The sequence below is a fragment of the Ewingella americana genome (assembly GCF_006438725.1).
Classification (GTDB): domain Bacteria; phylum Pseudomonadota; class Gammaproteobacteria; order Enterobacterales; family Enterobacteriaceae; genus Ewingella; species Ewingella americana_A.
This window is the reverse complement of record NZ_RCZD01000017.1, coordinates 1-26,216: the sequence shown is the minus strand read 5'-3', so window position 1 is coordinate 26,216 and position 26,216 is coordinate 1. Positions and strand designations below refer to the sequence as shown.

Below are 26,216 nucleotides of genomic sequence, written 5' to 3'. Positions count from 1 at the left end.
GACACACACATGAAGGCAAAAGCGATTATCTTCGCCTCCGTGTTGCTAGTGGGTTGCCAGGCGTCCAGGCAGGACGTCAAGGTACCAGAACAGCATGCACAGAGTTTGTCTTCGGCAAGTCAAAGTGAAGCAGGAGAGTACACAGATGATGGCCGAGCGGCCTCGGCGCGATGGTTGAACAATGATGACTCTATCGCGCAAACCAATCTGTGGAACTTCATTGGCGACGAGCTGAAGATGAAGGTTCCGGAAAATGCCCGGATCCGTGAGCAAAAAGTAAAATACTTAAAAAATAAGAGCTATCTCCACGATGTAACATTACGGGCAGAGCCGTACATGTACTGGATCACCGAGCAGATTAAGAAACGCAATATGCCGATGGAACTAGTACTGCTACCCATAGTGGAGAGCGCTTTTGACCCAAAAGCAACCTCATCAGCAAATGCTGCGGGGCTGTGGCAGATCGTGCCGCAAACGGGTCGAAATTATGGTTTGAAACAGAACCAATGGTATGACGGTCGTCGCGATGTTGTCGCTTCGACAACGGCAGCCCTTGATATGATGCAAAGCCTGAACAAAATGTTTGGTGGTGACTGGTTACTGACGGTTGCTGCGTATAACAGTGGTGAAGGCCGCGTGATGCAAGCGGTGAAGTCGAATAAAGCCAGAGGTAAACCGACAGATTTCTGGTCGTTGTCGCTTCCTCGTGAAACGTCAATTTACGTACCGAAAATGTTGGCTTTGAGCGATATTTTAAAAAATAGCAAAAAGTACGGGATCAGCTTACCGACGCCGAGCAAAGACCGCGCACTGGCGCGTGTTGAAGTGGGGCAACAGATGCAGTTAACTCAGGCGGCTGAGATGGCGGGCATGTCACTGACTAAGTTGAAGTCGTTCAATACTGGTTACAAACAGAATGTAACGGCGCCTAACGGCCCTCACTACATTGTGTTACCGAAGGCGCATGCTGCGCAGTTAAAGGATTCTCTGGCTGATGGCGATATCGCTGCAGTGCAGAAAACCCAACTGGCCAGCAACACACCATCGGGTGCTAAAGCTTACAAGGTGCGCACTGGCGACAGCTTGTCTGGGATTGCAGCCCGACTGAATGTGAAGACTCGTGATTTACAGCGTTGGAACAATTTGCGCTCAGCAAGCGCGTTAAAAGTTGGGCAAACCCTGCAAGTGGCGGACAACAGCGTCAGCTCTGTAAGCAGTAATGGCGGCAGTATCACGTATCAGGTTCGTAAAGGGGATTCGTTGTCGAGCATTGCCAAGCGTCACGGCGTCAACATCAAAGATGTGATGCGCTGGAACGCCGGTGCCGATAACCTCCAGCCTGGCAATAAACTGACCTTATTCGTCAGTAATAAGTTAACGCCAGACACCTGATGCTATTAGGCGTCATCCATGAAAAAGCACCCTTCCGGGTGCTTTTTTTTGCCGCAAATTTGGCGGTTACAGAGAGGGAGAAACGTCTTTTTTCTCAGTGTTTTTTACCGCAAGAAACTCCACCAGCAGCGGGTTGTGATCGGACGCCTGCGTCTCCAGCACCGTGGCCTGCGTGACGCTCAAATCGCGGTAGAAGATGAAGTCCAACGGTCGGCCAAAGGCACGGCGGCGGAAATCAGAGGGGAACCTCACTTCATGCAAACGTATGTTGTTGGCGAAACCGAACAACGCGTTGATGCGCTGACGGCTCCAGGCGTTGAAATCCCCCGCCATCACCACCGGTCCATGATGAAGAGCGATCTGCTCGCCAATGGTCTCCAGCTGCTTGCTGTAGACGTCCACGCCGATGCTGAAATTCACCGCGTGAATGTTGACCACCATCAGCAAACGTCCATCAAGCAGCGGATAGACCGTCACCAGCGCGGATTTCGCCAAACGCAGCAGAGGTTCACGCTCACGTAACGGGCAGCAGTAAACTGGATGCGCAGCGGAGAGCGTCATCACGCCTGAGGGGTGTTGAGGCAGCATATACGCAGGAACCTGATCGGCCGCCAGATAATGGGACGTGGCAAAACGAATCAGCTCCGGCGTAGTTTGTGCTTCCTGAAGCAGCACCAGCTGGGCATCTTTGCCGAACCCTTGCAGCACTGAAAGCCAGTCGGCCCGTTGCTGTTTGAAAATGTTCCACACCATCACGCGCAGAGTGTTTGAATTTGGCAGCGCGGCGCCGGGAGGTAATCCAGAACCTAAATGTGCAAGTGCACCTGGAAATATCTGCTCGACCGGTTGACCTGCAACATACCGCATTGCATATGTTCTTTTCGGCACGCTTATCGCCTATTCACCCATGAAAAATCATGCTGTCTGGATAACATTGACAGCGAATGTTCCAGTATACGCCCGTCAGTGCTCAGACCAAATCTGTTTACAATCGTATACAACCTGGTCACATCTGCTGTCACGCTCTGTTATCAAGGTAGCATAGGTGAATGAGAAATGATGTTAGTGGCTTTCAAGTGAGAAAATGGCTGATACAAAAATGGCCCACCGCCAGGGTGAGCCATTTGAGAGCAATACAGGGAGGTGAGTTAGGCGATAGCCACACGAGACTTTTTGTCCAGATGACCACTAAGACGCGTCAGCAGCAGCGCTCCCAGAACAATCACTGCCCCAATCCACGGCGTCTGCGCCAGGCCGATGGTCGACACCACCTGCCCACCAATCACAGAACCTAACGCGATACCCACGTTAAAGGCAGCAATGTTCAGGCCGGAAGCCACATCCACCGCGTTCGGCGTCACCTCTTCGGCTTTCTGTACCACATAAACCTGCAGGCCAGGAACGTTGCCGAAGGCGAAAACGCCCATCACCAACAGCGTAAGCAGCGCGGGAATGCCAAAGCCTGAGGTAAACTGGAACACCATCAGCAGGGCAGCCAGTGCCGCAAAGATAATACTCAGGGCTTTGACCGCTCCGTGCTTGTCGGCCAATTTCCCGCCCCAGATATTACCGACAGCCACCGAAATGCCGTAAGCCAGCAAAATCCAGCTCACCATACCTGCCGAGAATCCCGCCTGCTCTTGCATCATCGGTGCCAGGAAGGTGAACATGGTGAACACCCCGCCATAGCCCAATGCGGTAATGGCGAAGATCAGCATCAGACGCGGATGCATTAACACCTTAATCTGATCGGCAATCCGCGCTGCCGGGCTGTTTTTAATGGTATTGGGCACCAGAATAGCGCTGGCAATAATCGCAATCACACCAATCAGTGAGACCGCGAGGAACGTCTCTCTCCAGCCGAAATGCTGCCCGATGAAGGTCCCGAGCGGTACGCCGGTAACCAGCGCCACGGTCAGCCCGCCAAACATCAGGGCAATGGCTGACGCGGCTTTCTCTTTCGACACCAGACTGGTAGCAATGGTCGAGCCTATTGAGAAGAACACGCCGTGTGCCAGCCCGGTCAGCAGCCGTGCGGCCACCAGCGTGCCGTAATTCGGTGACTGCCACGCCAGCAGGTTACCGAGGGTGAACAGCACCATCAGGCCAATCAGCAGCGCTTTACGCGGCACACGGCCGGTCAGCGCGGTAAGCACCGGGGCGCCGACGGCCACGCCCACGGCATAAATAGACACCAGTAAACCGGCGGACGGAACAGAAACCCCAAGCTGCTGCGCGATGGTCGGGATAAGCCCGACAATCACAAATTCGGTGGTTCCTATCGCAAAGGCACTGATGGTCAGTGCTAATAGTGCAAGCGGCATAACCTTACTCCACAATGAATATCGATTTGATGGCGCCCATTATCTGCCTGTGCTTAAATGACAGAAACAGCCAAAGTATCAAATGATTTATGCTGGAGTAACAACAATGAAAGCCAGTTCGGAAGAGTTAATCACTTTTGTCACCGTGGTGGAAACCGGCAGTTTCAGCCGTGCCGCTGAGCAGCTCGAGCAGGACAACTCGGTGGTCAGCCGCACTGTCAAACGCCTGGAGCAAAAGCTCGGCATTACCCTGCTCAACCGCACCACCCGGCAGATCAACCTGACCCACGAAGGCGAGCGCTACTTTGTACGCGTACAGAAGATTTTGCAGGATATGGCCGCCGCCGAAGATGAACTGCTGGAGCACCGCGACGTTCCGCAGGGTTTGCTGCGCGTTGACGCCGCCACGCCAGTCATTCTGCACGTTATCTCCCCGCTGGTCGCCGAGTTCACCGAGCGCTTCCCCAAGATGACGCTGGCGCTGTTTTCATCGGAAAGTAATATCAATTTGATTGACCAGAAGGTGGATGTGGCGATCCGCGTCGGCGAACTGGAGGACTCCAGTCTGCGAGCACGCAAATTGATGCTGAGCTATCGCAGCGTGCTGGCCTCACCGGCCTATCTGGAGAAATGGGGCGTACCGCAAAACGTCGATGATCTTAAAAAGCACCGCTGTATTGGGTTTAATGAGGTACTGGCATTGAACAAATGGCCGCTGCTGTGTGCCGATGGTCAGCAACTGACCATCACGCCGTTTATCAGCGCGGGTAGCGGCGAGACGCTGCGCCAGTTATGTCTGCGGGGTAACGGTATCGCCTGCCTGTCCGATTTCATGACGCAGCCGGATATACAACGCGGAGATTTGGTTAAATTGCTGGTGCCGGACATTATGCGCATCGCCATGCCGCTGAACGCGGTCTATTACAGCGACCAGACGGTCAGTACACGCATTCGCTGTTTTATTGATTTCCTCAGCGAGAAACTCAATTCGTCATCACCGTGATAAAAAGAAAAACCCACGCCGGAGCATGGGTCAGATTTCAATGCATAATCATGGCTGGCAAGTTTAGTCCCACTCAGGCGCCAGGCCTTCCGGGCTGACCAGACGCCCGTTGCGCTCCAGCGCGGCAATGGCTGCCATATCGGGAGCTGTCAGTTTCAGCTGCTGCGCCAGCAGGTTACTCGCCAGGTTTTCACGCTTGGTAGAGGACGGGATCACCGCGTAACCCAACTGCAATGCCCAGGCCAGAACCACCTGCGCCGGGGTAGCATTATGGCGCGCGGCGATGTCGATAATGGTGGCATCTTTCAGCGCTTCACCGTAGGCCAGCGTCATGTATGACGTGACGGCGATATTGTGTTTACGGGCGAAATTCACCACGGTCTGGTTTTGCAGGAACGGCGACAGCTCAATCTGGTTGGTGGCAATGGCGTCAGCACCCACCGCGTCGATGGCTTCCTGCATCAGCGCCACCGTAAAGTTGGAGATACCGATTTCGCGGGTCAGACCCAGGTTTTTAGCTTCCACCAGCGCATGCATAGTTTCTGCCACGCTGACCGCGTTGCCCGGCGACGGCCAGTGGATCAGCGTCAGGTCAACATAGTCGGTTTTCAGTTTGCTCAGGCTCTCTTTCAGGCTGGTGACCAGCTTGTCTGCGCCGAGGTTTTCGGTCCAAATTTTGGTGGTGATGTACAACGCCTCGCGTGCGACGCCGCTTTCAGCCAATGCTTCACCGACCGCCGCTTCATTGCCATAAATCTGTGCGGTATCAATGGCGCGGTAGCCCAATTCCAGCGCGGTGGAAACCGAGGCTTTTACCACTTCATCTTTCAGGCGAAACGTACCAAGACCAAATGCAGGGATGCTCATATTTTCTCTCTTATTAAAGATAAGTCCGGCGAACCGGTCAATCTGATGCAGAGAGTATGAACCGGCATTTAATGGATAAAAACGACAGGTAAGTCACAAGACTTTTGATTCGAGAGCATTAATCGCGGGGAGAGGTGGAGCGGTAACAGGTCCAGTTTTCGGCAGAAATGATGTCCGCTGGCGGCAACGTAGTCTCCGGCAATGCCAGCGCGACCGCGTGCCCCTGCCAGTTGGCTGACCAGAGCGGCCCGCCGCTTGCCGCTGCGGCGGTAAAACTCGATTGCCGTGGATTTATGGCGACAGACGCCATCTCCCAGACGCTGCGCCCCTGCTGTTTCAGCCAGGCTTCGCGCAGACTCCATAATATCCAGAAGCCTGTCAGCGGCTCAATATGCTCGCCGAGCCACCGGTTTTCCTCTGCGCTGAACAGGGCTTGCGCCAGCATGGGCCACGACGGGCGCGGGCGGAGAGTCTCCACGTCACAACCAATCTCCCCCTTCACGCACAGTGCCAACACCACAAGATCTGCGCTGTGGCTGAGGGAAAAGTGTGGCAGCGTGGCATCAGTAAACGCCGGCTTTCCTGACGGGGAAAGCGTGATAGCCGGCAAAGTCCGGTGACCGTATTGCGTGAACATGGCTCCGGCCAGCAGCGCCCTGCCGGTCAGAAACTGCCGGCGGCGCTGCGGGGCTAACTGCCCGGAGCTTGCCAGTACGGTATCCGGTAAGCGCCCGAGGGGGAGATCATCACCGGTGGTCGCCATGAGTAACTGGCACACAGTTAAGGCCAGCGCTTAAAAATCAGCGAGGTGTTAATGCCGCCGAACGCGAAGTTGTTGGACTGAATAAATTCGGTCTGAATCAGACGTGATTCGCCCATGATGTAGTCCAAATCGCCGCAGTTTGGGTCAGGTTCGGTGAGATTAATGGTGGGCACGAAGCGGCCTTCGTTGAGCATCTCCAGTGACATCCAGGCCTCCAGCGCGCCGCAGGCCCCGAGCGTATGGCCGAAGTAACTTTTCAGTGAGGATATAGGCGTTCGGTTGCCAAACACCGCCGCCGTCGCCTGGCTTTCGGCAATGTCACCGCGTTCGGTGGCGGTGCCGTGCGCGCTGATATACCCGATATCCCCCGCTGCCAGCCCTGCCTGCTTCAGCGATTTTTCCATACACACCTGCATGGTCTCTTTTTGCGGCTGGGTGATGTGGGAGGCATCGCAGTTGGTGCTAAACCCGATGATTTCCGCATAGATCTTCGCGCCACGCGCTAACGCATGATCGAGGGATTCGAGGATCAGCGTTCCGGCACCCTCGCCGATCACCAGCCCGTCGCGCTGAACATCAAAAGGTCGCGGTGTGGTTTTCGGCGCATCATTTTGCTGGCTGGTGGCGAATAAGGTGTCAAACACCGCCGCTTCTGACGGGCAGAGCTCCTCAGCACCGCCCGCTACCATCACCGTCTGGTAACCATGCCTGATGGTTTCATAGGCGTAGCCAATCGCCTGGCTGCCCGAAGTGCAGGCGCTGGAGGTTGGGATCACCCGTCCCTTAAGCCCAAAGAACAGGCCAGTATTCACCGCCGTGGTGTGCGGCATCATCTGCACGTAGGTAGTGCCGGTGATGTTATGTGTGTGTTTTTCGTTGAGCATGCTGGCAAATTCGCTCAGCGGCTGGGTACTGCCCGTCGAGGAGCCGTAAGCAATGCCGGTTTCGCCGTGCGTTAATATCGGATCGTCAATCAGCCCCGCCTGCTCCAGCGCCAGTTCTGTCGCGCGGGTAGAGAGCAGCGATACCCGGCCCATGGCGCGGATACGTTTGCGGGTGTAATGCTCCGGCAGGACAAAGTTATCGACCGGCGCAGCCAGATGAGTATTCAGCCCCTGATACGCCAGCCACTCGTCCATATGGCGCACGGCATTTTCGCCCCGTTGCAAACGTGGCGAGATCGCCTCCCAGTGCTGGCCGAAAGCGGTAATACCTTTCATGCCGGTGACCACCACGCGGTGCGTCATACCATGCCTCCGTTGATGGAAATCACCTGCCGGGTGACATAAGCCGCAATATCCGACATCAGATAACTCGCCAGTCCCGCCACCTCTTCAGCGCTACCCATACGTTTTAGCGGGATCATGTTCATTGCAGCATCGATGGCCGCGGGCTCCATGTCCGTCATGCCGGTGTCGATAAGACCTGGCGCGATGCAGTTCACGGTGATTTTGCGTTTTGCCAGCTCCAGCGACAGCGCCTTACAGGCACCAATAATGCCCGCCTTGGCCGCGCTGTAATTGACCTGTCCGCGATTGCCGGTAACGCCCGAGACGGAGGAGAGTGCGATGATCCGCCCGCCCTGGCGCAGGCCAATCATCGGCATGATGCAGGGTTTAAGAACGTTATAGAAGCTGTCGAGATTGGTGTGGATCACGGCGTCCCAGTCATCATCACTCAACGCCGGAAACGCGCCATCGCGGGTAATGCCGGCATTGTTGACCACGCCGTAATAGGCACCAAAAGTCCTGATGTCCGCTTCCAGCACCTCGCGGCACTGCACGCGCTGGCTGACGTCAAAACCGAGAAGCCGCCCCGTGCCGTTTGCCGCCGTGATCTGCGCCAGCGTCTGCCCGGCACCGCTGCGGTCACTGTGGTAATGGATCACTACCTCAAAACCGTCTTTCGCCAGTTGGCAGGCTATCGCCTGGCCGATGCCTTTACTGGCACCGGTGACCAATACAGAGCGGGTCATGGCTGCCTCCCCTGAGTGATGCTGAGTATGTCCTGTGCGTCGGGCTGATAAGTGTTGAGACGCGCATGGGCCACCGGCCCGTCATCCCTGGCGTTGCGAATGAACAGCGTGCATTCGAAGCTGGCAATTTTGCTGTCGCGCAGGATCTGCTGGATATGCATATCCAATTGCGCACCCGATGCGAACTCGGGCTGCGCGCAGCGCATTCCCCGGCAGCCAAGCAACATGCCGAGTTGCGGCAGGTCGCCCTGCTCTGCATTGTGCCAGCCGTTCCAGACACCAATGGTTTGCGCCATCAGCTCAAGGGAAAACCAGGCGGGCAGCGCGCCCTGTGCGGTTAAAAACGGCGCCAGAGCACCCGTGGTAGAAACCCGCGAGCTGCAATGTGCACTCTCCTTGCCGACGGAGATCACCTCATCGAGCAGCACCATTGGCGCGTTGTGCGGCAGATAATGCGCGGGCGGTGCATACACCGGGTTGTGAAGGTCATTCATGAGGGACGTCCTAGCAAGAGACAGGCGTTATTGCCACCAAAGGCAAACGAGTTCGACAGGATAACCGGTTTTCGAAGCCGCTGTGGTGTCAGGGCCAAACCGATGTGCGCCAGGCTGTCATCGCGCTCAACCCGTGAGAAGTCCTGTACCGGAATGTTGAGGTTACGGGTCAGCATCAGCCAGCTCAGCGCCGCTTCTGTGGCCCCGGCCGCCCCCAGCGTATGGCCGGTTAAATGTTTGGTTGAACTACAGGGCACGCGGTCGCCAAAGATGCGCTCGATAACACCGGCCTCCACGCTGTCATTGAGCGGCGTCGCCGTGCCGTGCAGATTGATATAACCGACGTCAGAGGGCATAAGACCTGCCTGATGCAATGCCATGCGCATTGCGCGTTCAGCCCCTTCGCCCTGCGGGTGCGGGGCTGACATATGCCAGGCGTCGGAGGATTCACCAAAGCCCAGCAGTGCGACCCCGGCGGGCTCACGGGTCAGCAACAGCAGCGCTGAGGCTTCGCCGATGTTGATGCCGTCACGATCTTTGGCGAACGGTGTACAGCGGCCTGCCGACAGGGAGTCCAGACTGTTGAAACCGTTGATCGCCATACGACACAAGCTGTCGGCACCGCCCACCAGCGCGGCATCCACCATGCCGGCGGCGATCAACCGCTGGCCGCTGATGATCGCCCGTGCGCTTGACGAGCAGGCGGTAGATAAGGTGTAAGCCGGGCCACTCAACCCTAAAAACCGCTGCAGGAACTGCGCCGGATCGCCCAGTTCCTGCTGCTGATAATGGTATTGCTCAGGCAGTTCGCCATGCACATGATGATAGCGGATCGCCGCTTCGCCTTCGGCAATCCCCGACGTACTGGTGCCCATGATCACCGCCACCCGCTGATTGCCATAACGGGCAATCGCCGCGCTGACCTGCGGTTTAATCTGCGCCAACGCAGCCAGCAGCAGTTGATTATTGCGGCTGTTATGTTGTGCCAGAGCGGGCGGAATTGACGGCAGTTCACCCGTCACCTGCCCGACCCAAACCGGCGTCTGATCTGTCAACCAGCCAGATTGCCGTTGGAGCCCCGGCGCATGGCCTGATGCAAGGCTAGCCGCCACTTCATCAGGATCATTGCCCAGCGCATTGACCATACCGACCGCAGAAATAAAGATCATGTTAGTTACCGACATTCTGGATGTTGATCTGGTAGCGAAACGCCCGCTGAGTAATCGACACCGGCTGGCGCTGATTGCCGCGTTGCAGGTAGTCGATGCGTGTCACTTCCTGCCCGTTTTGGTCCGATAATACGCGCCGCTCACCGGTATCTTCAAGCCGCCAGCCCGGTGGCAGCAGCGGTTGCCAGCGGCTTAGCGGCCAATAACTCAGCATGATATCGGCCAGCACCTGACTGGCTGGCGGCATCTTGCCGAGGCTTACCGCCTGATCAGTGTGGATCCCCTGTTGATCGTAGAGCAGTTTGAACAGGCGAATGCCCAGCGGCGAAAGCCCGGCCAGTTGCAGCGACTGCCCATCCGCGCTCAACAGAACCAGCAAAGACTGGGTTTTTCCGTCCACCGTTGCACTCAACAATTGCTGCTGATGAAGGGGAGTGGCCAGTGTGGGAGCCGGTAATTTAACCCGCACGCCGGGGCGCAGCCATGCCTGAGCTGGCGTTACGTTGTCAGCATCCATGGCCTTGTTGGCCGCACATCCGCTGAGCAGCACCAGTAAACACAGCCACAGGAGGGCAAAACGGGTCATGGTGTCGGTCCTGATTTTTGAACGCGTAAGGTTAAAGGAGACAGCAGGAAAGCCGTGAAAATACCTGCGCTGAGTACGATACCAAAACTGCTGATGGCCTGCGTTGAGCTGAAAACCAGCATGCCGAAAGTGAGCTGGGTGGTCACCACGGCCATGAATATCGCCAGCATCGAGGTGGTCGGCGTGCCACGCGGATTGGTGAAGAACAGCGTGTAGTTAATGCCAATACCCAGCACCAGAACCAGCGCCAGCAGCGAAAACAGATTCAGACTGTGCCCACTCAATGCCAGCGCGGCAATGCCCATCCCCAGCGAGAGCAACGTAGGCACCAGACAAACCAGTCCGTGCGGCAGGCGAAAACGCCACAGGTAAATCCCGGCAATCAGCGTGACGGCCAGCGTCAGCAGCAGGGAGAGCATCACACGGTATTGTGAGAATACCTGGCTGAACTCGGTTTTGCGATCGACCCAACCCACGCCGTCGGCACTGGCGGCCAGTTCACTCATTGCCGCGCTGTCATGCACCCCGCTGACCGGCACCAGCGTGGCGGTGCGACCGTCCGGCAGCGAAAGCCACAACAGACGCCAACCCTGGCTGACCACACTTTCCAGCCACGCCGGTGGCGTCACCCATTGCGGGCTGAGATCGGCCGGTTTCAGCCTGATCCCCGCCTGGCTGAGCTGGCTTAACACCTCTGGCGCACGCTGGCGCAGCAGGGTTAGATCCTCCTTCTGCTGCTGTTGTGATGGCAGGCCAATCAGCCGGTAACCGTCGAGCGTACCGCGTTCTTTGGCCTGTTGCAGTTTCGGGCGCAGGGCTTCCAGCCGTTGCAGCGTTTGTTCGGCGTTATCGCCGTACACCACCAACCATTTTTGATCGTTGGTCTGCCCGGTTAACGCGGCGATTTGTCGCTCCTGTTGTTGAAGATCTTTAGGCAACGCCTGCAGATCGCCGATGTCATCGTTGATCTGCAACTGGCTGAATCCGGCCAGGATCAGCGCCATGACGGCGATCGGTGATCCCAGGCGTAGCGCCCTGCGGTTTTGCCACGCATGAAGCCAACGCTGGATCAGCACGAGGCCTGGTGCCGGGCCGACCGGCAGATTTTTGGCTAATAGCGGATACCAGCACATCACAGTAATACAGGCGGCGCTCAGGCCCGCAGCGGCAAAAACCGCCAACTGCTGTAAACCGGGGAACGGGGCGATCAGTAACATCAGGTACGCCACCACCGTGGTCAACAGCGCCATAGAGAGTGCCGGGAAGAGCTTTTTCAGGCTGTCGAGAGCAGAGGTTTCCCCGCCGTGGATACGCCGCTCGGTCAGAAAGTAGAGCGTGTAGTCGGCTGAAATACCGACAATGCTGGTACTGAGCACCAGTGTCATGATGTGAATTTCACCGAATGCGGCCAGCGTAAAGACCGTACCGGTCAGCGCGCCGATGGTAATCGACAGCAGGCTGAGCAGCAGCGGCAATACTGAGCGGAAGACCAGTAAAATCAGCAGGAAAACCCCGGCGACCGAGCTCAGACCAAGGGTGGAAATATCATGCTCCGCCTGTTGGCTGGCGTAGTTGCTGTAAAACAGCGTCCCGCGCTGCAACACCTCAGCCCCCGGAAAGCGCTGCCGGAACGACTGCTCAAGCCCGTTCAGGCTGGCGACAATCTGTTTGCTACTGGTGATGTCGTACGAGGAGGCCTTCAGTTCAGCGTGGATCAGATACCAGCTGCGCCCTTGCTTATCCCGCGCCGTCAGCCAGCCGTTATCGAGCGTCATACCACCGCTGTTTTGCTGCTGTGCCAGCTGCGACCCGCGCAGCAGCAGCAGCGGGTCGCCGGCCAGCTCTTTACCACTCACACCGGCAAAAGCCGAATAGAGCTGACCGAGGATCCACTGACTTTGCGCCTGTGCGCCGCTTTGCAGGCGCTGGCGGGTGGCATCATCCAGCAAGGCATTTCTGTGTTGGAAGAAGAACTCCCCCCACTGTTGCTGGTGCTGCGCATCCATTGGCCCCTCAACCTGACGCAAGGCTGGCAGCTGGCGCAGTGATTCAAGCCAGTCTTGCGCCACAGCGCTGCCCTGCCCTTCGGGCGGGCTGACCAGCCACATCAGTTGGCGGTCGAGCCGTTGGCTGAAACCGCGCGACAATGCATCGGGCACGCCCTGCAACTGCTGCCTGGGCAACAAGGCCAGCACGCTGCTGTTTACCTGACTGCGCGGCAACAGCCAGAACAGCGCCGCCACCAGCAAGAGACAAATCAGCAGCCAGACGAGGGCCAGTTGGCGATGAAGTTTAACCGTCAAAATGTGCCAGCTCGGCAGCCGTCAGCGCCGCAGGTTGGGTGCGCTGGTTAAAAAAGCGGACATGCGTCTCATCACCCTGCATATCGTTGATATCAATCAGGTTGAGGTATTCCCGGCCATTAAGCGTGATGGTGCGAAACAGCCGGTTAAGCGGTGAGGTTTTCGGTGTGAGGATCAACTGCCACGCACCCTGCCCCTGGTCGCTGAAATTAAGCGTGAAGTTGTGCTCCAGCACCTGCTGATCGGCCTGAAATAGCGCGGTCAGCAACGCGTTGAACTGGAACATCTGCGGGTTACTCTCTGCCGTCACCACCTGTGGCGGCTGCCCGGACAAGGTTTGCACCATCCGATTTTCGGTCAGTAATAAAGTCAGGGTGAAAGGTTTTTCCTGCTGCCACCAAAGGCCTTTTTTCTGTGCGATCAGCAGATTGCCACTGGAGTTCAACGGCTGGCTCATACCGCTGATGGTGCGCTGCTGGCTGAAATCAGCGCGTAAAATCGGTTGCTGACTGAACCGCTGTTGCAATTCAGGTAACGTCACGGCGTGTGCGCCCAGGCTGAGCAGGCCAAGCAGCAGTAATAGAGTGCGCATTACAGACTGAGTCCCATTTTGTCCAGCAGGATTGGGGGCGAGGCAAAACACATTTCCTGCGTATGCAAATCGACCGCCACCTGTAAGGTGTAGCCTGTGGTGGTGCGTTTGCCTGTTTCGGCGTCCAGGATGAGATAGCCAATCCGCAGACGGTTTTCCACTTCTTCTATCTGTGCGTGTACTTCAATTTTTTGCTCGAACCGCACCGATGAAATATATTTCAGCCGGGTGTCAACAATCGGCCAGACGTAGCCGGAAGCCTGCATCTGCCGGTAGCCGTAATCAAATTGTTTCAGCAACTGCTCACGCGCGACTTCAAGGTAGCGAAAGTAGTTGCCGTGCCAAACCACGCCCATGGCATCGACATCGTGAAACGGCACAGTGATCGTTACGCAGGTTCGAAAACGGGGATCGTCTTGCAGAGTCATATTAGTCAGTTTTCCGGTTATCGCTGGGATGCGGCGGTGATTGCCAAAAATCAAAGAAGTTAAACCAGTCATGCGGTGCGCGCAGGCAGTAATGTTCCAGCCGCCCGGCATAGCGCTCAACGGCTTGCTGTAACGCCTGCTGACGCGTGGCGCGCGGCAATAGGAGCGGATCGGCGAAGGCTTCGAAATGGATATTCAGCCGCCCGGCATATTCAATGCCAAACATCAGAAAGACCGGCGCACCGAGTGCAGCAGCAAGGATAAACGGCCCCTGAGGGAAAGGGGCCGGGTGGCCGAGAAAAGAGCTGTAAATCACGCGGGCCTGTTGCTCACCACGCTGGTGCCGTCCGGCAGAGGTGCGGTCACCGACCATTGCCACCCACTCACCAGCATCCAGTTTTTCTTGTAGCATAATGGCAGTTTCAGGCCCCATGTCGCTGACCTGTATCAGATTGATGTTAGCCTGCGGGTTGACCTCTTTTATGACCTGATTAAAGCGTTCTGCATGCTGGGTAAATACCAGCGCGTTGACCACCACCCGCTGATTGAGCGAGGCAATCGCACGGCAGGACTCGATATCGCCCAGATGCGAGGCCAGAATCAGGGTGCCACGCCCGCTGGCGATTTGTGCTTCACAAATCGCTTCATCAATCAGGGTCACGTTGCGCACTTCCCCCTGCCAGCTGGCGAGTTTGTTTAGCATCGCGCCGCCAAAACGCATGAAATGGCGGAAAGGACTTAACCGGTAAGGCAGGCTCACGCTCTGCTGGCGGGCAAAATCGGCCAGGCGCTGTAAATAAAGCTGCGATGCGTGGCGCTGTACCCGCCCTGTCAGCCAGAAGTAGCCGATCACCGGGTAGAGCAACAGTTTGAATGCCCGATGCCCGAGCAACTGATAAACCTTGAGCATCAGGCGGAGTCCCCACAGCCCCTTACGCTCCTGCGTGGCGGACCAATGCAGCTCAGACGGCGTCGAACGCTGACGTAACAATTGTGGCATACGTCGCAACATGCCGAAAAACAGCCGCGAGTGCATATAAGAAATGCGCAGATTGTCTTTCAGGGGATCGAAGTGCGAAAGGCCGTCTGATGGGTAAACGACCTGAGTAGGAATAAAGCGGCTGCGCGTTCCTTGCCAGTAGAGGCGCACCATGATTTCAGTGTCGAAATCCATCCGCTCGCCGAGCGTCGTTGTACCGAGCAGACGCATAACCGGCAACAGAGGGTACACCCGAAAGCCGCACATGCTGTCTTTCAGCGACAGCGACAACGTTTCGATCCACACCCAGACATGGGTGATATACCGGCCATAAAGCCGCGCTTTGGGCACTGAGTCATCATAGACCGGGCGGCCGGAGATCAGACAGTCGGGATGCTGTTGCGCCTCTTCCAGCAACCGAGGCACATCAGCCAGATGGTGCTGACCATCGGCATCAACCTGTAACGCGTGGCTGAAGCCTTGTGCACAAGCCAGGGTAAGCGCGGCCATCACCGCAGCACCTTTGCCTTGATTTTGTGCTAACCGGTGCAGCGTTAACCAGGGGGTCACCGCAGCGAGGCGTTCAAGCTCCTGCGCGGTGGCCCGATCGCTGCCGTCGTCCACCACAATGCAGGGCAGACCAAAAACGTGCAGACGCGAGACCACATCCGCCATCATCGCGCCATGGTTATAGCAGGGAATGATCAGACAAGGTGAAAATCGCTCACCGGGTGTCAGTGGCATAAAGTAATTTTCCCGCTGCTGGCGATATAGCCCGCTACGCTGTATTGAAAATTCAGACGCGACTTTTCTTTCAGCCACTCGATGCTCAGGTGCACCTCATCTCCCGGCAATAAAGGACGCTGGAACTTCACCACGTCCATGCCGGTAAAAGCCTGGTCGAGCGCCAGTAAGGTCGTGGCAAAGACCATCACCCAGTGAACCTGTGTCACGCCCGGCAGGATCGCATGATGCGGAAAATGACCGTCGAACCAAAACAGCGCGGGCTGCAAGCGAAGTTCAAGTTTGACAGCACTGCCACCCTCTTCTTTCTGGCTCACTATCTGCGGCATCATCATACAAATAAATCCTGTAATTCAGCGTAGGTACGCTTCCCCTGTGAGTTTAACGGGATGGCCGGAACGAAGCGCCAGAAGCGAGGGATCGCGACGGCGGGCAGCCAATCACGCAGCGAATGACGTAAGAAAGCGATCCTTGCGCTCTGCGTCATTATCTCATCCTGAAGATGCGGTTCCTTAAGCACGACGGCGGCAGCAATATAGACACGACCTTTGATTTGCAGTGTCAGTACGCTGGCGTCAGTGATCAGGCTCATCGCCAGCAGTCGCCGCTCTATTTCACTGAGCGAAATCCTTTGTTCAGCAATTTTCACTATCCGATCTTTGCGCCCAGCCAGCTCAAAGCGTTTGCCGTCAGGCAGCACGTGGAGAGTATCCCCTAAAAACACCCCGTCTGGCTGTGGGATCCAATCTGATAATGCTGAATACTGACCGTCTGCATGCCCCATCAGTTGAATTTTTTCAAAGAGTGTCCAGGGTGAGTCAGGCTTTTGCTGACGACGGCTGGCAATCACGCCGGTTTCAGTGGTGCCATAGATCTCTACCGGCCAGGTGCCACAGTGTCTGGCCGCTGTTCCGGCATCCTCTGCCAGCAAAGTTCCGCCCGCCGAAAAGACCTGCTCGCAATTCACGGCGCTAAGGTGGCTGTCCAGTCGCTGTAAAAAAGAGGGGCTGCTGACGACAGCCAGCGAAAGTTGCTGAGCCAGCGCCACCAGTTGCTCGTGGTATTCAAGACTGGCGGCATAAAACGGCCTGCCGAGCGACAGCGGCAGCATCAGGCCAAAAGTCAGCCCATACATATGATGTGGAGCCACGCTGGCAACAAACCAGGCGACACTAAGATGCTCCCCGAAACACTGTGCCAGCCACTGGGTTTCGGCTTCAAGGCAACGTACCGGTTTAATCACCTTTTGAGGTAACCCGCTGCTGCCCGAGGTAAATAAAATAATGAACAGATCCTCACGCCAAATGGGAAGAGGATCGCCCGTCACGTCTGCCGCACAGGTGTCCGCTGAGGGGAAAGGGAATACCGGGCAAGACAACATTAATGGCTGATCGGTTAACAGCACATCAAATTCATGACGTTGCTCTTCAAGCTGCGCCTGGCGGGAGTGGCCCGGTAATACCGGCACGCGTCCGCAGTAGAGAACGGCCAGCAGCGCTACGGCAAAATGGTAGTTATTCGTAAAACACAACGCCCAGCGCTGATGTACGGCAGGAGAGATTTGGCGGATCAAGACGAGAACGTCACGACGAAATGTCGCCAGATCCCACGCGGCACCATCGCACCAGGAGACTAATTGTTGTGCATCGCGTGAATCATCCAGCCAGTTTTTCATCGGCAGACTCAAACACGCAGGATGCATTTTCTCACTATCCATTCTCCCCCCATCAGCACACCAATCAGTGCGTAACTCAGGCCACCATTGTAAAAAGCCCAAAGTGCCATGTCGCCTTTGAGGCAGGTATACAATGCGACCAGGCCGTTAAAGAAGAAGAAAACACACCAGATTTGGGTAACCCGCCGCGTATAGACAATGGCGGCTGGCGGCAGTTGGCTCTCGCGCAGACGCGCCAGCCGTTCAATGATCGGCGAGGAACTGCGTAATGATGCAGCAAACACCAGTAATAACAGGCTGTTGACAGCCACCGGGTAATATAACAGCAAGTGGCTTTGATTCAGCAATGCACTGCTCGCGGACAGTACCAGGCCAATGGCCGCACTCAATGTCATCACCCACCACAACTGGCCCGCTTTCACGCGAGCGGTGAGTAACCGCAACAAAAAAACAATGCAAAGAAGAGGGGCCAGGACACTGATTCCGAACCGTGCCACACCAAACCAGACGCCGAAAGGATAGGCAATGATGACCAGGGCCACCATTGCCTGAACAATAATAGAAGTACGTGAGGTGGAACGGGATTGGAAATTGCGCATCACCGGTTTATTGCGGTTCGGCGTTGAGCAATTCATCAATTGCATCAACCACATCCTGAACAGTACGAACAGATTTGAACATTTCTGGTTTAATTTTCGTTCCGGTGACACGCTGTAAATGCACCACCAGATCGACGGCATCGATGCTGTCTAAGTCCAGATCGTCATAAAGCAGAGCTTCAGGTTTGACATCACCTTCATCGATTTCGAACAGCTTGACCAACAGAATGGTGACTTGTTGATAGATTTCGTGTTTTTGCATAAGCCCTCTCAACCACGCTGCTCAGAAATAAAGTTAGCGAGGGTTCCCACTGAAAAAAAATGCTGCCGCATTGTCTGGCTCTCGGCAGAAAGTACAACGCCATATTGTTTTTTTAATGCTAAGCCTAATTCCAGGGCGTCTATGGAATCCAGTCCTAAACCATCACCAAACAGAGGAGCATCAGTACTAATTTCCTCTGGCGTCATCCCTTCAAGATTAAGGGTTTCGATGATAAGAATTTTAATATCGTGACTTAATGAATCCATGACTTATTTCTCGTTATTTTTAATGTCGACACGCATCAGTTCGCGCTGGAGATAACGCGTAAAACGTCTCGCCGCCAGCGCAGGAGAAAGATCGTGCTTATCGTTAAATTGTCTGGCGTCGATCTTATCCTGAACCCTAATAATAAACTGAGGTTTCGTCTCAGGGATCTTATACCATTTACCCTGTTTCGTCAGCATCGGTGGATGGCAGGAGATGTGCACGATCCGCACCGGGCACTTGGCTCTAACCGCGATGTTTGCCGCCCCACGCTGCAATGTTAAAGGCTGCCCAACCACAGAACGCGTTCCCTCAGGAAAGATGAGCAGTGTCCCCCCTGACTTCAACCGCTCTTCACAAGCTTCCATCAACCCCTCAGAACCTGAGTTTACCAAGTATCCTGCCGCCTTAATGACGCCCCGGACAAAGGGATTATCCAGTAATGCCTGCTTAACAATACAGTCACAGCGCGGCATGCAGGATGCAAGGAAGACGTAATCAAGCAAACTCGGATGATTAGCGACAACCAGACATCCGTGATCGGACTTGAATTTATCCGCGCCAATAATCCTAAAGTCCATCACGCCGGCCAGGCGCAGCCCATGCAAAAAAAACCTGAAGCTGTAGCGGATACTGTTGTGTGTTAGCTGCTGCAGTACATCACGCTCACGCACAACGAGACGTAAGAGAGTAAACCAGACCAGAGAAAGCGCCAGCCCGCCGATTCCGAAAAGTGCAAAAAAAACCCCTGTTGCGATCCAGCGCCAGATCCGGTTGAACACGCTGGAACGCTGTAAACTTGCGGTGGGTTTATTCGCCACGATGGGATGTCCATTGCCATTGGTGTTCCTGAGCAGCAACATAGAACGAGATCTTTTTATTCAACCAGCCGCGAAGGAACTGCAAACTTTGAGGTAAAACTGGCGAGAGCGGGCGGTGAGTATTAGGCAGGCGTTCAAAACTTAATGTGCTGCCTTTCGACAATAACAATGCAACGGCATAGGGTGCAGATATTGGCTCAGCATTTTGTGAGTAAACCTGCGGAATAGGAGCGTCAAAATCGACTAATAGAACGCGCTCTGCCCCGGTATGTAACATAGCGATAGCTTCGAGTATTCCTTGCTGAAAGCTGTCTTCACTTGCGGCTAATGAAGTCACAGGAAGTGTTTTCTTGCCGGCAATGGTCAGCCATCCGGCTGCCGTGTTATGCACTGACATTGAGAAATCGGTAGGTGAAATGTCGTCAGTCACAGCAAGGCTTTGCAGAATCTTATAGGTCCTATCTAGTTCACCATGACGGCTGGTAAAGATGGCCATATCCACCGGATTACAATCCATAATACTTAGGCTTGTCTCGACGGCCAGGCGGCTTGCAGGACTCATTCTTCGTGCCGTCATCATAGGGATTGTTTGGCTTTTTGCCAGTTCACCAGCCAATGGAAAGCTTACATCCTGAGCAGCCCACGCCTCCCAGCGAGATGCATCTGTAATGCCCGGCGCTATAGCCTGCCAATTCAGAATATCCAGTGAGTATTTCATACAAGATGCGTCTCAGGCCGACCAATAAAGGAAAATGACTTTATTCTATTTCAGAGTAAGTTGCATCAGTAACTTTCCTAATTAACCATGGGCAGCGAAATGAGACCGTTTACTCACTCTAAGCTTTCGCCTTTTATATCAATGGGGTTTTCTATAATGGGATGAAAATCAAAAAAAACAAAATGCTGTAAACGCAATGTGAAGCACATTTCATTAATAGGAAACTTGCTTGTGAATATAATGAGAGGAGATATTTATCTGTCACTCTTATTAATCAAGCGACATTAATTTTTAAGTTAAATTTTCAGAAATAGATCAGCTATTGGCTTATTTCGTCAAAGCTGAATGAAATAGAAGGCAGGTTAAGGCGATATTATCTGGCGAAAAACGAGAGAGAGTGTTGAGAAGCTGCATTTTTTTAAATTTTTGGCTATTTAAAATGCAAAAAACCCTGAATCTTTCGATTCAGGGTCTATGCAATAAGTGGCGGAACGGACGGGGCTCGAACCCGCGACCCCCTGCGTGACAGGCAGGTATTCTAACCAACTGAACTACCGCTCCACCGATTCTGTACTCACACAAGAATAATGCCTCTCATGTCAGGTATTTCTCTCACTTCCTTGTCAGGGGAAATGGTCTTAATTTGATGCCTGGCAGTTCCCTACTCTCGCATGGGGAGACCCCACACTACCATCGGCGCTACGGCGTTTCACTTCTGAGTTCGGCATGGGGTCAGGTGGGACCACCGCGCTAGTGCCGCCAGGCAAATTCTGTTTCNATAAGTGGCGGAACGGACGGGGCTCGAACCCGCGACCCCCTGCGTGACAGGCAGGTATTCTAACCAACTGAACTACCGCTCCACCGATTCTGTACTCACACAAGAATAATGCCTCTCATGTCAGGTATTTCTCTCACTTCCTTGTCAGGGGAAATGGTCTTAATTTGATGCCTGGCAGTTCCCTACTCTCGCATGGGGAGACCCCACACTACCATCGGCGCTACGGCGTTTCACTTCTGAGTTCGGCATGGGGTCAGGTGGGACCACCGCGCTAGTGCCGCCAGGCAAATTCTGTTTCATCCATACCGCATAACTTCATGATCGCTCACTCCGTTACGCCATACGAACCAATCTCGGAACATCGCTGAAAATTAAACTTCATAGTCTCTCAGACTAAAAACACCTTTGGTGTTGTAAGGTTAAGCCTCTCGGGTCATTAGTACTGGTTAGCTCAATGCATCGCTGCACTTACACACCCAGCCTATCAACGTCTTAGTCTTAAACGTCCCTTCAGGTGGCTTAAAGCCACAGGGAAGACTCATCTCGAGGCAAGTTTCGCGCTTAGATGCTTTCAGCGCTTATCTTTTCCGCATTTAGCTACCGGGCAATGCCATTGGCATGACAACCCGAACACCAGTGATGNATAGTCTCTCAGACTAAAAACACCTTTGGTGTTGTAAGGTTAAGCCTCTCGGGTCATTAGTACTGGTTAGCTCAATGCATCGCTGCACTTACACACCCAGCCTATCAACGTCTTAGTCTTAAACGTCCCTTCAGGTGGCTTAAAGCCACAGGGAAGACTCATCTCGAGGCAAGTTTCGCGCTTAGATGCTTTCAGCGCTTATCTTTTCCGCATTTAGCTACCGGGCAATGCCATTGGCATGACAACCCGAACACCAGTGATGCGTCCACTCCGGTCCTCTCGTACTAGGAGCAGCCCCTCTCAATCTTCCAACGCCCACGGCAGATAGGGACCGAACTGTCTCACGACGTTCTAAACCCAGCTCGCGTACCACTTTAAACGGCGAACAGCCGTACCCTTGGGACCTACTTCAGCCCCAGGATGTGATGAGCCGACATCGAGGTGCCAAACACCGCCGTCGATATGAACTCTTGGGCGGTATCAGCCTGTTATCCCCGGAGTACCTTTTATCCGTTGAGCGATGGCCCTTCCATTCAGAACCACCGGATCACTATGACCTACTTTCGTACCTGCTCGAGCCGTCACTCTCGCAGTCAAGCTAGCTTATGCCATTGCACTAACCTCACGATGTCCGACCGTGATTAGCTAACCTTCGTGCTCCTCCGTTACTCTTTAGGAGGAGACCGCCCCAGTCAAACTACCCACCAGACACTGTCCTCACCCCAGATTATGGGGCCGAGTTAGAACATCAAACATTAAAGGGTGGTATTTCAAGGTTGGCTCCACGAGAACTGGCGTCCTCGCTTCAAAGCCTCCCACCTATCCTACACATCAAGGCTCAATGTTCAGTGTCAAGCTATAGTAAAGGTTCACGGGGTCTTTCCGTCTTGCCGCGGGTACACTGCATCTTCACAGCGAGTTCAATTTCACTGAGTCTCGGGTGGAGACAGCCTGGCCATCATTACGCCATTCGTGCAGGTCGGAACTTACCCGACAAGGAATTTCGCTACCTTAGGACCGTTATAGTTACGGCCGCCGTTTACCGGGGCTTCGATCAAGAGCTTCGCCTTGCGGCTGACCCCATCAATTAACCTTCCGGCACCGGGCAGGCGTCACACCGTATACGTCCACTTTCGTGTTTGCACAGTGCTGTGTTTTTATTAAACAGTTGCAGCCAGCTGGTATCTGCGACTGGCTTCGGCTCCGAGAGCTAGTCTCTTCACCTACGCGCCAGCGTGCCTTCTCCCGAAGTTACGGCACCATTTTGCCTAGTTCCTTCACCCGAGTTCTCTCAAGCGCCTGAGTATTCTCTACCTGACCACCTGTGTCGGTTTGGGGTACGATTTCGTGTTACCTGGAGCTTAGAGGCTTTTCCTGGAAGCATGGCATCGGCTACTTCACCACCGTAGTGGCTCGTTATCACGCCTCAGGGTTGAATAAGAAAGCGGATTTACCAACTCTCTCCCCCTACACGCTTGAACCGGGACAACCGTCGCCCGGCCAGCCTAGCCTTCTCCGTCCCCCCTTCGCAGTAACACCAAGTACAGGAATATTAACCTGTTTCCCATCGACTACGCTTTTCAGCCTCGCCTTAGGGGTCGACTCACCCTGCCCCGATTAACGTTGGACAGGAACCCTTGGTCTTCCGGCGTGCGGGTTTTTCACCCGCATTATCGTTACTTATGTCAGCATTCGCACTTCTGATACCTCCAGCAACCCTCACAGGTCACCTTCAACGGCTTACAGAACGCTCCCCTACCCAACAACGCATAAGCGTCGCTGCCGCAGCTTCGGTGCATGGTTTAGCCCCGTTACATCTTCCGCGCAGGCCGACTCGACCAGTGAGCTATTACGCTTTCTTTAAATGATGGCTGCTTCTAAGCCAACATCCTGGCTGTCTATGCCTTCCCACATCGTTTCCCACTTAACCATGACTTTGGGACCTTAGCTGGCGGTCTGGGTTGTTTCCCTCTTCACGACGGACGTTAGCACCCGCCGTGTGTCTCCCGTGATAACATTCTTCGGTATTCGTAGTTTGCATCGAGTTGGTAAGCCGGGATGGCCCCCTAGTCGAAACAGTGCTCTACCCCCGAAGATGAGTTCACGAGGCGCTACCTAAATAGCTTTCGGGGAGAACCAGCTATCTCCCGGTTTGATTGGCCTTTCACCCCCAGCCACAGGTCATCCGCTAATTTTTCAACATTAGTCGGTTCGGTCCTCCAGTTAGTGTTACCCAACCTTCAACCTGCCCATGGCTAGATCACCGGGTTTCGGGTCTATACCTTGCAACTTGACGCCCAGTTAAGACTCGGTTTCCCTACGGCTCCCCTATTCGGTTAACCTTGCTACAAAATATAAGTCGCTGACCCATTATACAAAAGGTACGCAGTCACCCCATAAAAGAGGCTCCTACTGCTTGTACGTGGGCTGTTCCCCGTTCGCTCGCCGCTACTAGGGGAATCTCGGTTGATTTCTTTTCCTCGGGGTACTTAGATGTTTCAGTTCCCCCGGTTCGCCTTGCATGGCTATGTATTCACCATGCAATAGTGTGACGTATCACACTGGGTTTCCCCATTCGGGTATCGTCGGTTATTACGGTTCATATCACCTTACCGACGCTTTTCGCAGATTAGCACGCCCTTCATCGCCTCTGACTGCCTAGGCATCCACCGTGTACGCTTAGTCGCTTAACCTCACAACCCGAAGGTGTCTTTTTTCTTAATAAAAAGAAGAAAGCACGCTACGTGCTGCAAGTCTTGAGAGACTCAACACAGGGTACTCCTTACCTCAATACTTCTACGGAGAGATAAGTTTCAGCTGTGTCGTTTCAATTTTCAGCTTGTTCCAGATTGTTAAAGAGCAATATCTTAAACACGACTCGTTAAAGTCATCTTTAAGATACTTTGTGGTTCATAAAGAACCGGTGATAATGTCTTTCACTCATTATCGGATTGGCGTCCCCAAGGGGATTCGAACCCCTGTTACAGCCGTGAAAGGGCAGTGTCCTAGGCCTCTAGACGATGGGGACACGAAAAATCCGTACCAGACCACTTTCGCGGCGTGGCACTTTCGCATCAGAGTGAAGTCGCCTTCACCGCATCAACAGGTGCTCTTGCTCATTTACATTCATCAGACAATCTGTGTGGACACTGCACAATGCGTATCTTTAGGTAAGGAGGTGATCCAACCGCAGGTTCCCCTACGGTTACCTTGTTACGACTTCACCCCAGTCATGAATCACAAAGTGGTAAGCGCCCTCCCGAAGGTTAAGCTACCTACTTCTTTTGCAACCCACTCCCATGGTGTGACGGGCGGTGTGTACAAGGCCCGGGAACGTATTCACCGTAGCATTCTGATCTACGATTACTAGCGATTCCGACTTCATGGAGTCGAGTTGCAGACTCCAATCCGGACTACGACATANTTCATCAGACAATCTGTGTGGACACTGCACAATGCGTATCTTTAGGTAAGGAGGTGATCCAACCGCAGGTTCCCCTACGGTTACCTTGTTACGACTTCACCCCAGTCATGAATCACAAAGTGGTAAGCGCCCTCCCGAAGGTTAAGCTACCTACTTCTTTTGCAACCCACTCCCATGGTGTGACGGGCGGTGTGTACAAGGCCCGGGAACGTATTCACCGTAGCATTCTGATCTACGATTACTAGCGATTCCGACTTCATGGAGTCGAGTTGCAGACTCCAATCCGGACTACGACATACTTTGTGAGGTCCGCTTGCTCTCGCGAGTTCGCTTCTCTTTGTATATGCCATTGTAGCACGTGTGTAGCCCTACTCGTAAGGGCCATGATGACTTGACGTCATCCCCACCTTCCTCCGGTTTATCACCGGCAGTCTCCTTTGAGTTCCCACCATTACGTGCTGGCAACAAAGGATAAGGGTTGCGCTCGTTGCGGGACTTAACCCAACATTTCACAACACGAGCTGACGACAGCCATGCAGCACCTGTCTCAGAGTTCCCGAAGGCACTAAGCTATCTCTAGCGAATTCTCTGGATGTCAAGAGTAGGTAAGGTTCTTCGCGTTGCATCGAATTAAACCACATGCTCCACCGCTTGTGCGGGCCCCCGTCAATTCATTTGAGTTTTAACCTTGCGGCCGTACTCCCCAGGCGGTCGATTTAACGCGTTAGCTCCGGAAGCCACGGGTCATGCCCACAACCTCCAAATCGACATCGTTTACAGCGTGGACTACCAGGGTATCTAATCCTGTTTGCTCCCCACGCTTTCGCACCTGAGCGTCAGTCTTTGTCCAGGGGGCCGCCTTCGCCACCGGTATTCCTCCAGATCTCTACGCATTTCACCGCTACACCTGGAATTCTACCCCCCTCTACAAGACTCTAGCTTGCCAGTTTCAAATGCAGTTCCCAAGTTAAGCTCGGGGATTTCACATCTGACTTAACAAACCGCCTGCGTGCGCTTTACGCCCAGTAATTCCGATTAACGCTTGCACCCTCCGTATTACCGCGGCTGCTGGCACGGAGTTAGCCGGTGCTTCTTCTGCGAGTAACGTCAATCGCTGCAGCTATTAACTACAACGCCTTCCTCCTCGCTGAAAGTGCTTTACAACCCGAAGGCCTTCTTCACACACGCGGCATGGCTGCATCAGGCTTGCGCCCATTGTGCAATATTCCCCACTGCTGCCTCCCGTAGGAGTCTGGACCGTGTCTCAGTTCCAGTGTGGCTGGTCATCCTCTCAGACCAGCTAGGGATCGTCGCCTAGGTGAGCCATTACCTCACCTACTAGCTAATCCCATCTGGGCACATCCGATGGCGTGAGGCCCGAAGGTCCCCCACTTTGCTCTTGCGAGGTCATGC

At 54.5% G+C, this 26,216-nt stretch carries 22 protein-coding genes, 3 tRNA genes and 4 rRNA genes; 2 read left to right on the top strand and 27 right to left on the bottom strand.

The window, feature by feature from the left end; genetic code table 11:
* The first annotated feature begins 9 nt into the window (after nucleotides 1-9).
* Nucleotides 10-1,392, top strand: coding sequence for a murein transglycosylase D (mltD, locus tag EAH77_RS22510; protein WP_140475432.1), 1,383 nt, complete (start codon nucleotides 10-12; stop codon nucleotides 1,390-1,392).
* Nucleotides 1,393-1,458: 66 nt separating this feature from the next.
* Here mltD and EAH77_RS22505 read toward each other — a convergent pair whose 3' ends face one another.
* Both EAH77_RS22505 and EAH77_RS22500 read right to left on the bottom strand, forming a co-directional pair.
* On the bottom strand, nucleotides 1,459-2,280 hold the full coding sequence (locus EAH77_RS22505) for an endonuclease/exonuclease/phosphatase family protein (RefSeq protein WP_140475292.1): 822 nt from the start codon (nucleotides 2,278-2,280) through the stop codon (nucleotides 1,459-1,461).
* 260 nt (nucleotides 2,281-2,540) lie between these two features.
* A complete protein-coding gene (locus tag EAH77_RS22500; protein WP_140475290.1) occupies nucleotides 2,541-3,716 on the bottom strand; it encodes an MFS transporter in 1,176 nt (391 codons plus the stop codon).
* 106 nt (nucleotides 3,717-3,822) lie between these two features.
* Here EAH77_RS22500 and yafC point away from each other — a divergent pair, with 106 nt between their 5' ends.
* Nucleotides 3,823-4,719: a DNA-binding transcriptional regulator YafC gene (yafC, locus tag EAH77_RS22495; protein ID WP_140475288.1), complete on the top strand. Its 897-nt coding sequence runs from the start codon at nucleotides 3,823-3,825 to the stop codon at nucleotides 4,717-4,719.
* Nucleotides 4,720-4,782: 63 nt separating this feature from the next.
* Here yafC and dkgB read toward each other — a convergent pair whose 3' ends face one another.
* The 25 genes from dkgB to EAH77_RS22370 all read right to left on the bottom strand — a co-directional run.
* Nucleotides 4,783-5,586, bottom strand: a complete 804-nt coding sequence (dkgB, locus tag EAH77_RS22490; RefSeq protein WP_140475286.1) for a 2,5-didehydrogluconate reductase DkgB — start codon at nucleotides 5,584-5,586, stop codon at nucleotides 4,783-4,785.
* Between the two features lie 118 nt (nucleotides 5,587-5,704).
* A complete protein-coding gene (locus tag EAH77_RS22485) occupies nucleotides 5,705-6,364 on the bottom strand; it encodes a 4'-phosphopantetheinyl transferase superfamily protein (protein ID WP_140475284.1) in 660 nt (219 codons plus the stop codon).
* A 2-nt stretch (nucleotides 6,365-6,366) separates the two neighbouring features.
* A complete protein-coding gene (locus EAH77_RS22480; RefSeq protein WP_140475283.1) occupies nucleotides 6,367-7,596 on the bottom strand; it encodes a beta-ketoacyl-ACP synthase in 1,230 nt (409 codons plus the stop codon).
* Complete coding sequence (locus tag EAH77_RS22475; RefSeq protein WP_140475281.1) at nucleotides 7,593-8,324, bottom strand: 3-ketoacyl-ACP reductase FabG2; 732 nt, start codon at nucleotides 8,322-8,324, stop codon at nucleotides 7,593-7,595. Before EAH77_RS22475 ends, EAH77_RS22480 begins: the two co-directional genes overlap by 4 nt.
* Nucleotides 8,321-8,818: a 3-hydroxy-fatty acyl-ACP dehydratase gene (locus EAH77_RS22470; RefSeq protein ID WP_140475279.1), complete on the bottom strand. Its 498-nt coding sequence runs from the start codon at nucleotides 8,816-8,818 to the stop codon at nucleotides 8,321-8,323. Before EAH77_RS22470 ends, EAH77_RS22475 begins: the two co-directional genes overlap by 4 nt.
* The gene (locus tag EAH77_RS22465) at nucleotides 8,815-9,987 is read right to left on the bottom strand and encodes a beta-ketoacyl-[acyl-carrier-protein] synthase family protein (protein ID WP_140475277.1); all 1,173 of its coding nucleotides are present in this window, start codon (nucleotides 9,985-9,987) and stop codon (nucleotides 8,815-8,817) included. Before EAH77_RS22465 ends, EAH77_RS22470 begins: the two co-directional genes overlap by 4 nt.
* Before the next feature lies 1 nt (nucleotide 9,988).
* Complete coding sequence (locus EAH77_RS22460; protein WP_140475275.1) at nucleotides 9,989-10,573, bottom strand: DUF3261 domain-containing protein; 585 nt, start codon at nucleotides 10,571-10,573, stop codon at nucleotides 9,989-9,991.
* Nucleotides 10,570-12,876 carry an MMPL family transporter gene (locus tag EAH77_RS22455; protein ID WP_140475273.1) on the bottom strand — a complete coding sequence of 769 codons (2,307 nt, stop codon included), beginning with the start codon at nucleotides 12,874-12,876 and terminating at the stop codon, nucleotides 10,570-10,572. Before EAH77_RS22455 ends, EAH77_RS22460 begins: the two co-directional genes overlap by 4 nt.
* Nucleotides 12,866-13,468, bottom strand: a complete 603-nt coding sequence (locus EAH77_RS22450; RefSeq protein ID WP_140475271.1) for an outer membrane lipoprotein carrier protein LolA — start codon at nucleotides 13,466-13,468, stop codon at nucleotides 12,866-12,868. The genes EAH77_RS22455 and EAH77_RS22450 overlap by 11 nt, the downstream gene beginning before the upstream one ends.
* Entirely contained in the window at nucleotides 13,468-13,896 is a 429-nt protein-coding gene (locus EAH77_RS22445; protein WP_140475269.1) for an acyl-CoA thioesterase, read from the bottom strand. Before EAH77_RS22445 ends, EAH77_RS22450 begins: the two co-directional genes overlap by 1 nt.
* Nucleotide 13,897: 1 nt before the next feature.
* Nucleotides 13,898-15,619, bottom strand: coding sequence for a glycosyltransferase family 2 protein (locus tag EAH77_RS22440; protein WP_140475267.1), 1,722 nt, complete (start codon nucleotides 15,617-15,619; stop codon nucleotides 13,898-13,900).
* On the bottom strand, nucleotides 15,610-15,954 hold the full coding sequence (locus tag EAH77_RS22435) for a 3-hydroxyacyl-ACP dehydratase FabZ family protein (protein WP_140475265.1): 345 nt from the start codon (nucleotides 15,952-15,954) through the stop codon (nucleotides 15,610-15,612). The genes EAH77_RS22440 and EAH77_RS22435 overlap by 10 nt, the downstream gene beginning before the upstream one ends.
* The gene (locus EAH77_RS22430; protein WP_140475263.1) at nucleotides 15,951-17,336 is read right to left on the bottom strand and encodes an AMP-binding protein; all 1,386 of its coding nucleotides are present in this window, start codon (nucleotides 17,334-17,336) and stop codon (nucleotides 15,951-15,953) included. Before EAH77_RS22430 ends, EAH77_RS22435 begins: the two co-directional genes overlap by 4 nt.
* The gene (locus EAH77_RS22425) at nucleotides 17,303-17,938 is read right to left on the bottom strand and encodes a hypothetical protein (protein ID WP_431306786.1); all 636 of its coding nucleotides are present in this window, start codon (nucleotides 17,936-17,938) and stop codon (nucleotides 17,303-17,305) included. Before EAH77_RS22425 ends, EAH77_RS22430 begins: the two co-directional genes overlap by 34 nt.
* On the bottom strand, nucleotides 17,901-18,155 hold the full coding sequence (locus EAH77_RS22420) for an acyl carrier protein (protein ID WP_140475261.1): 255 nt from the start codon (nucleotides 18,153-18,155) through the stop codon (nucleotides 17,901-17,903). Before EAH77_RS22420 ends, EAH77_RS22425 begins: the two co-directional genes overlap by 38 nt.
* An 8-nt stretch (nucleotides 18,156-18,163) precedes the next feature.
* The gene (locus EAH77_RS22415; protein ID WP_140475259.1) at nucleotides 18,164-18,421 is read right to left on the bottom strand and encodes a phosphopantetheine-binding protein; all 258 of its coding nucleotides are present in this window, start codon (nucleotides 18,419-18,421) and stop codon (nucleotides 18,164-18,166) included.
* 3 nt (nucleotides 18,422-18,424) lie between these two features.
* Nucleotides 18,425-19,282 (bottom strand): lysophospholipid acyltransferase family protein, encoded by an 858-nt coding sequence (locus EAH77_RS22410; RefSeq protein ID WP_140475257.1) that lies wholly within the window; start codon nucleotides 19,280-19,282, stop codon nucleotides 18,425-18,427.
* Entirely contained in the window at nucleotides 19,230-19,958 is a 729-nt protein-coding gene (locus tag EAH77_RS22405) for a beta-ketoacyl synthase chain length factor (RefSeq protein WP_140475255.1), read from the bottom strand. Before EAH77_RS22405 ends, EAH77_RS22410 begins: the two co-directional genes overlap by 53 nt.
* Before the next feature lie 484 nt (nucleotides 19,959-20,442).
* Nucleotides 20,443-20,519, bottom strand: a tRNA-Asp gene (locus EAH77_RS22400).
* Between the two features lie 87 nt (nucleotides 20,520-20,606).
* Nucleotides 20,607-20,722 (bottom strand): 5S ribosomal RNA (gene rrf / locus EAH77_RS22395).
* A 19-nt stretch (nucleotides 20,723-20,741) separates the two neighbouring features.
* Nucleotides 20,742-20,818: transfer RNA gene (locus EAH77_RS22390), tRNA-Asp, on the bottom strand.
* 87 nt (nucleotides 20,819-20,905) lie between these two features.
* Nucleotides 20,906-21,021, bottom strand: a 5S ribosomal RNA gene (rrf, locus tag EAH77_RS22385).
* A gap of 393 nt (nucleotides 21,022-21,414) precedes the next feature.
* A 23S ribosomal RNA gene (locus tag EAH77_RS22380) occupies nucleotides 21,415-24,072 on the bottom strand.
* Between the two features lie 259 nt (nucleotides 24,073-24,331).
* A tRNA-Glu gene (locus tag EAH77_RS22375) sits at nucleotides 24,332-24,407 on the bottom strand.
* 442 nt (nucleotides 24,408-24,849) lie between these two features.
* A 16S ribosomal RNA gene (locus EAH77_RS22370) occupies nucleotides 24,850-26,216 on the bottom strand; the annotation flags it as partial.

What these genes read in the sequence shown, in the direction of transcription:
- mltD (WP_140475432.1), top strand. Translation starts at nt 10, where the DNA reads ATGAAGGCAAAAGCGATTATCTTCGCCTCCGTGTTGCTAGTGGGTTGC.
- EAH77_RS22500 (WP_140475290.1), bottom strand. Translation starts at nt 3,716, where the DNA reads ATGCCGCTTGCACTATTAGCACTGACCATCAGTGCCTTTGCGATAGGA.
- yafC (WP_140475288.1), top strand. Translation starts at nt 3,823, where the DNA reads ATGAAAGCCAGTTCGGAAGAGTTAATCACTTTTGTCACCGTGGTGGAA.
- dkgB (WP_140475286.1), bottom strand. Translation starts at nt 5,586, where the DNA reads ATGAGCATCCCTGCATTTGGTCTTGGTACGTTTCGCCTGAAAGATGAA.
- EAH77_RS22480 (WP_140475283.1), bottom strand. Translation starts at nt 7,596, where the DNA reads ATGACGCACCGCGTGGTGGTCACCGGCATGAAAGGTATTACCGCTTTC.
- EAH77_RS22475 (WP_140475281.1), bottom strand. Translation starts at nt 8,324, where the DNA reads ATGACCCGCTCTGTATTGGTCACCGGTGCCAGTAAAGGCATCGGCCAG.
- EAH77_RS22470 (WP_140475279.1), bottom strand. Translation starts at nt 8,818, where the DNA reads ATGAATGACCTTCACAACCCGGTGTATGCACCGCCCGCGCATTATCTG.
- EAH77_RS22465 (WP_140475277.1), bottom strand. Translation starts at nt 9,987, where the DNA reads ATGATCTTTATTTCTGCGGTCGGTATGGTCAATGCGCTGGGCAATGAT.
- EAH77_RS22460 (WP_140475275.1), bottom strand. Translation starts at nt 10,573, where the DNA reads ATGACCCGTTTTGCCCTCCTGTGGCTGTGTTTACTGGTGCTGCTCAGC.
- EAH77_RS22450 (WP_140475271.1), bottom strand. Translation starts at nt 13,468, where the DNA reads ATGCGCACTCTATTACTGCTGCTTGGCCTGCTCAGCCTGGGCGCACAC.
- EAH77_RS22445 (WP_140475269.1), bottom strand. Translation starts at nt 13,896, where the DNA reads ATGACTCTGCAAGACGATCCCCGTTTTCGAACCTGCGTAACGATCACT.
- EAH77_RS22440 (WP_140475267.1), bottom strand. Translation starts at nt 15,619, where the DNA reads ATGCCACTGACACCCGGTGAGCGATTTTCACCTTGTCTGATCATTCCC.
- EAH77_RS22435 (WP_140475265.1), bottom strand. Translation starts at nt 15,954, where the DNA reads ATGATGATGCCGCAGATAGTGAGCCAGAAAGAAGAGGGTGGCAGTGCT.
- EAH77_RS22430 (WP_140475263.1), bottom strand. Translation starts at nt 17,336, where the DNA reads ATGGATAGTGAGAAAATGCATCCTGCGTGTTTGAGTCTGCCGATGAAA.
- EAH77_RS22425 (WP_431306786.1), bottom strand. Translation starts at nt 17,938, where the DNA reads ATGCAATTGATGAATTGCTCAACGCCGAACCGCAATAAACCGGTGATG.
- EAH77_RS22420 (WP_140475261.1), bottom strand. Translation starts at nt 18,155, where the DNA reads ATGCAAAAACACGAAATCTATCAACAAGTCACCATTCTGTTGGTCAAG.
- EAH77_RS22415 (WP_140475259.1), bottom strand. Translation starts at nt 18,421, where the DNA reads ATGGATTCATTAAGTCACGATATTAAAATTCTTATCATCGAAACCCTT.
- EAH77_RS22410 (WP_140475257.1), bottom strand. Translation starts at nt 19,282, where the DNA reads ATGTTGCTGCTCAGGAACACCAATGGCAATGGACATCCCATCGTGGCG.
- EAH77_RS22405 (WP_140475255.1), bottom strand. Translation starts at nt 19,958, where the DNA reads ATGAAATACTCACTGGATATTCTGAATTGGCAGGCTATAGCGCCGGGC.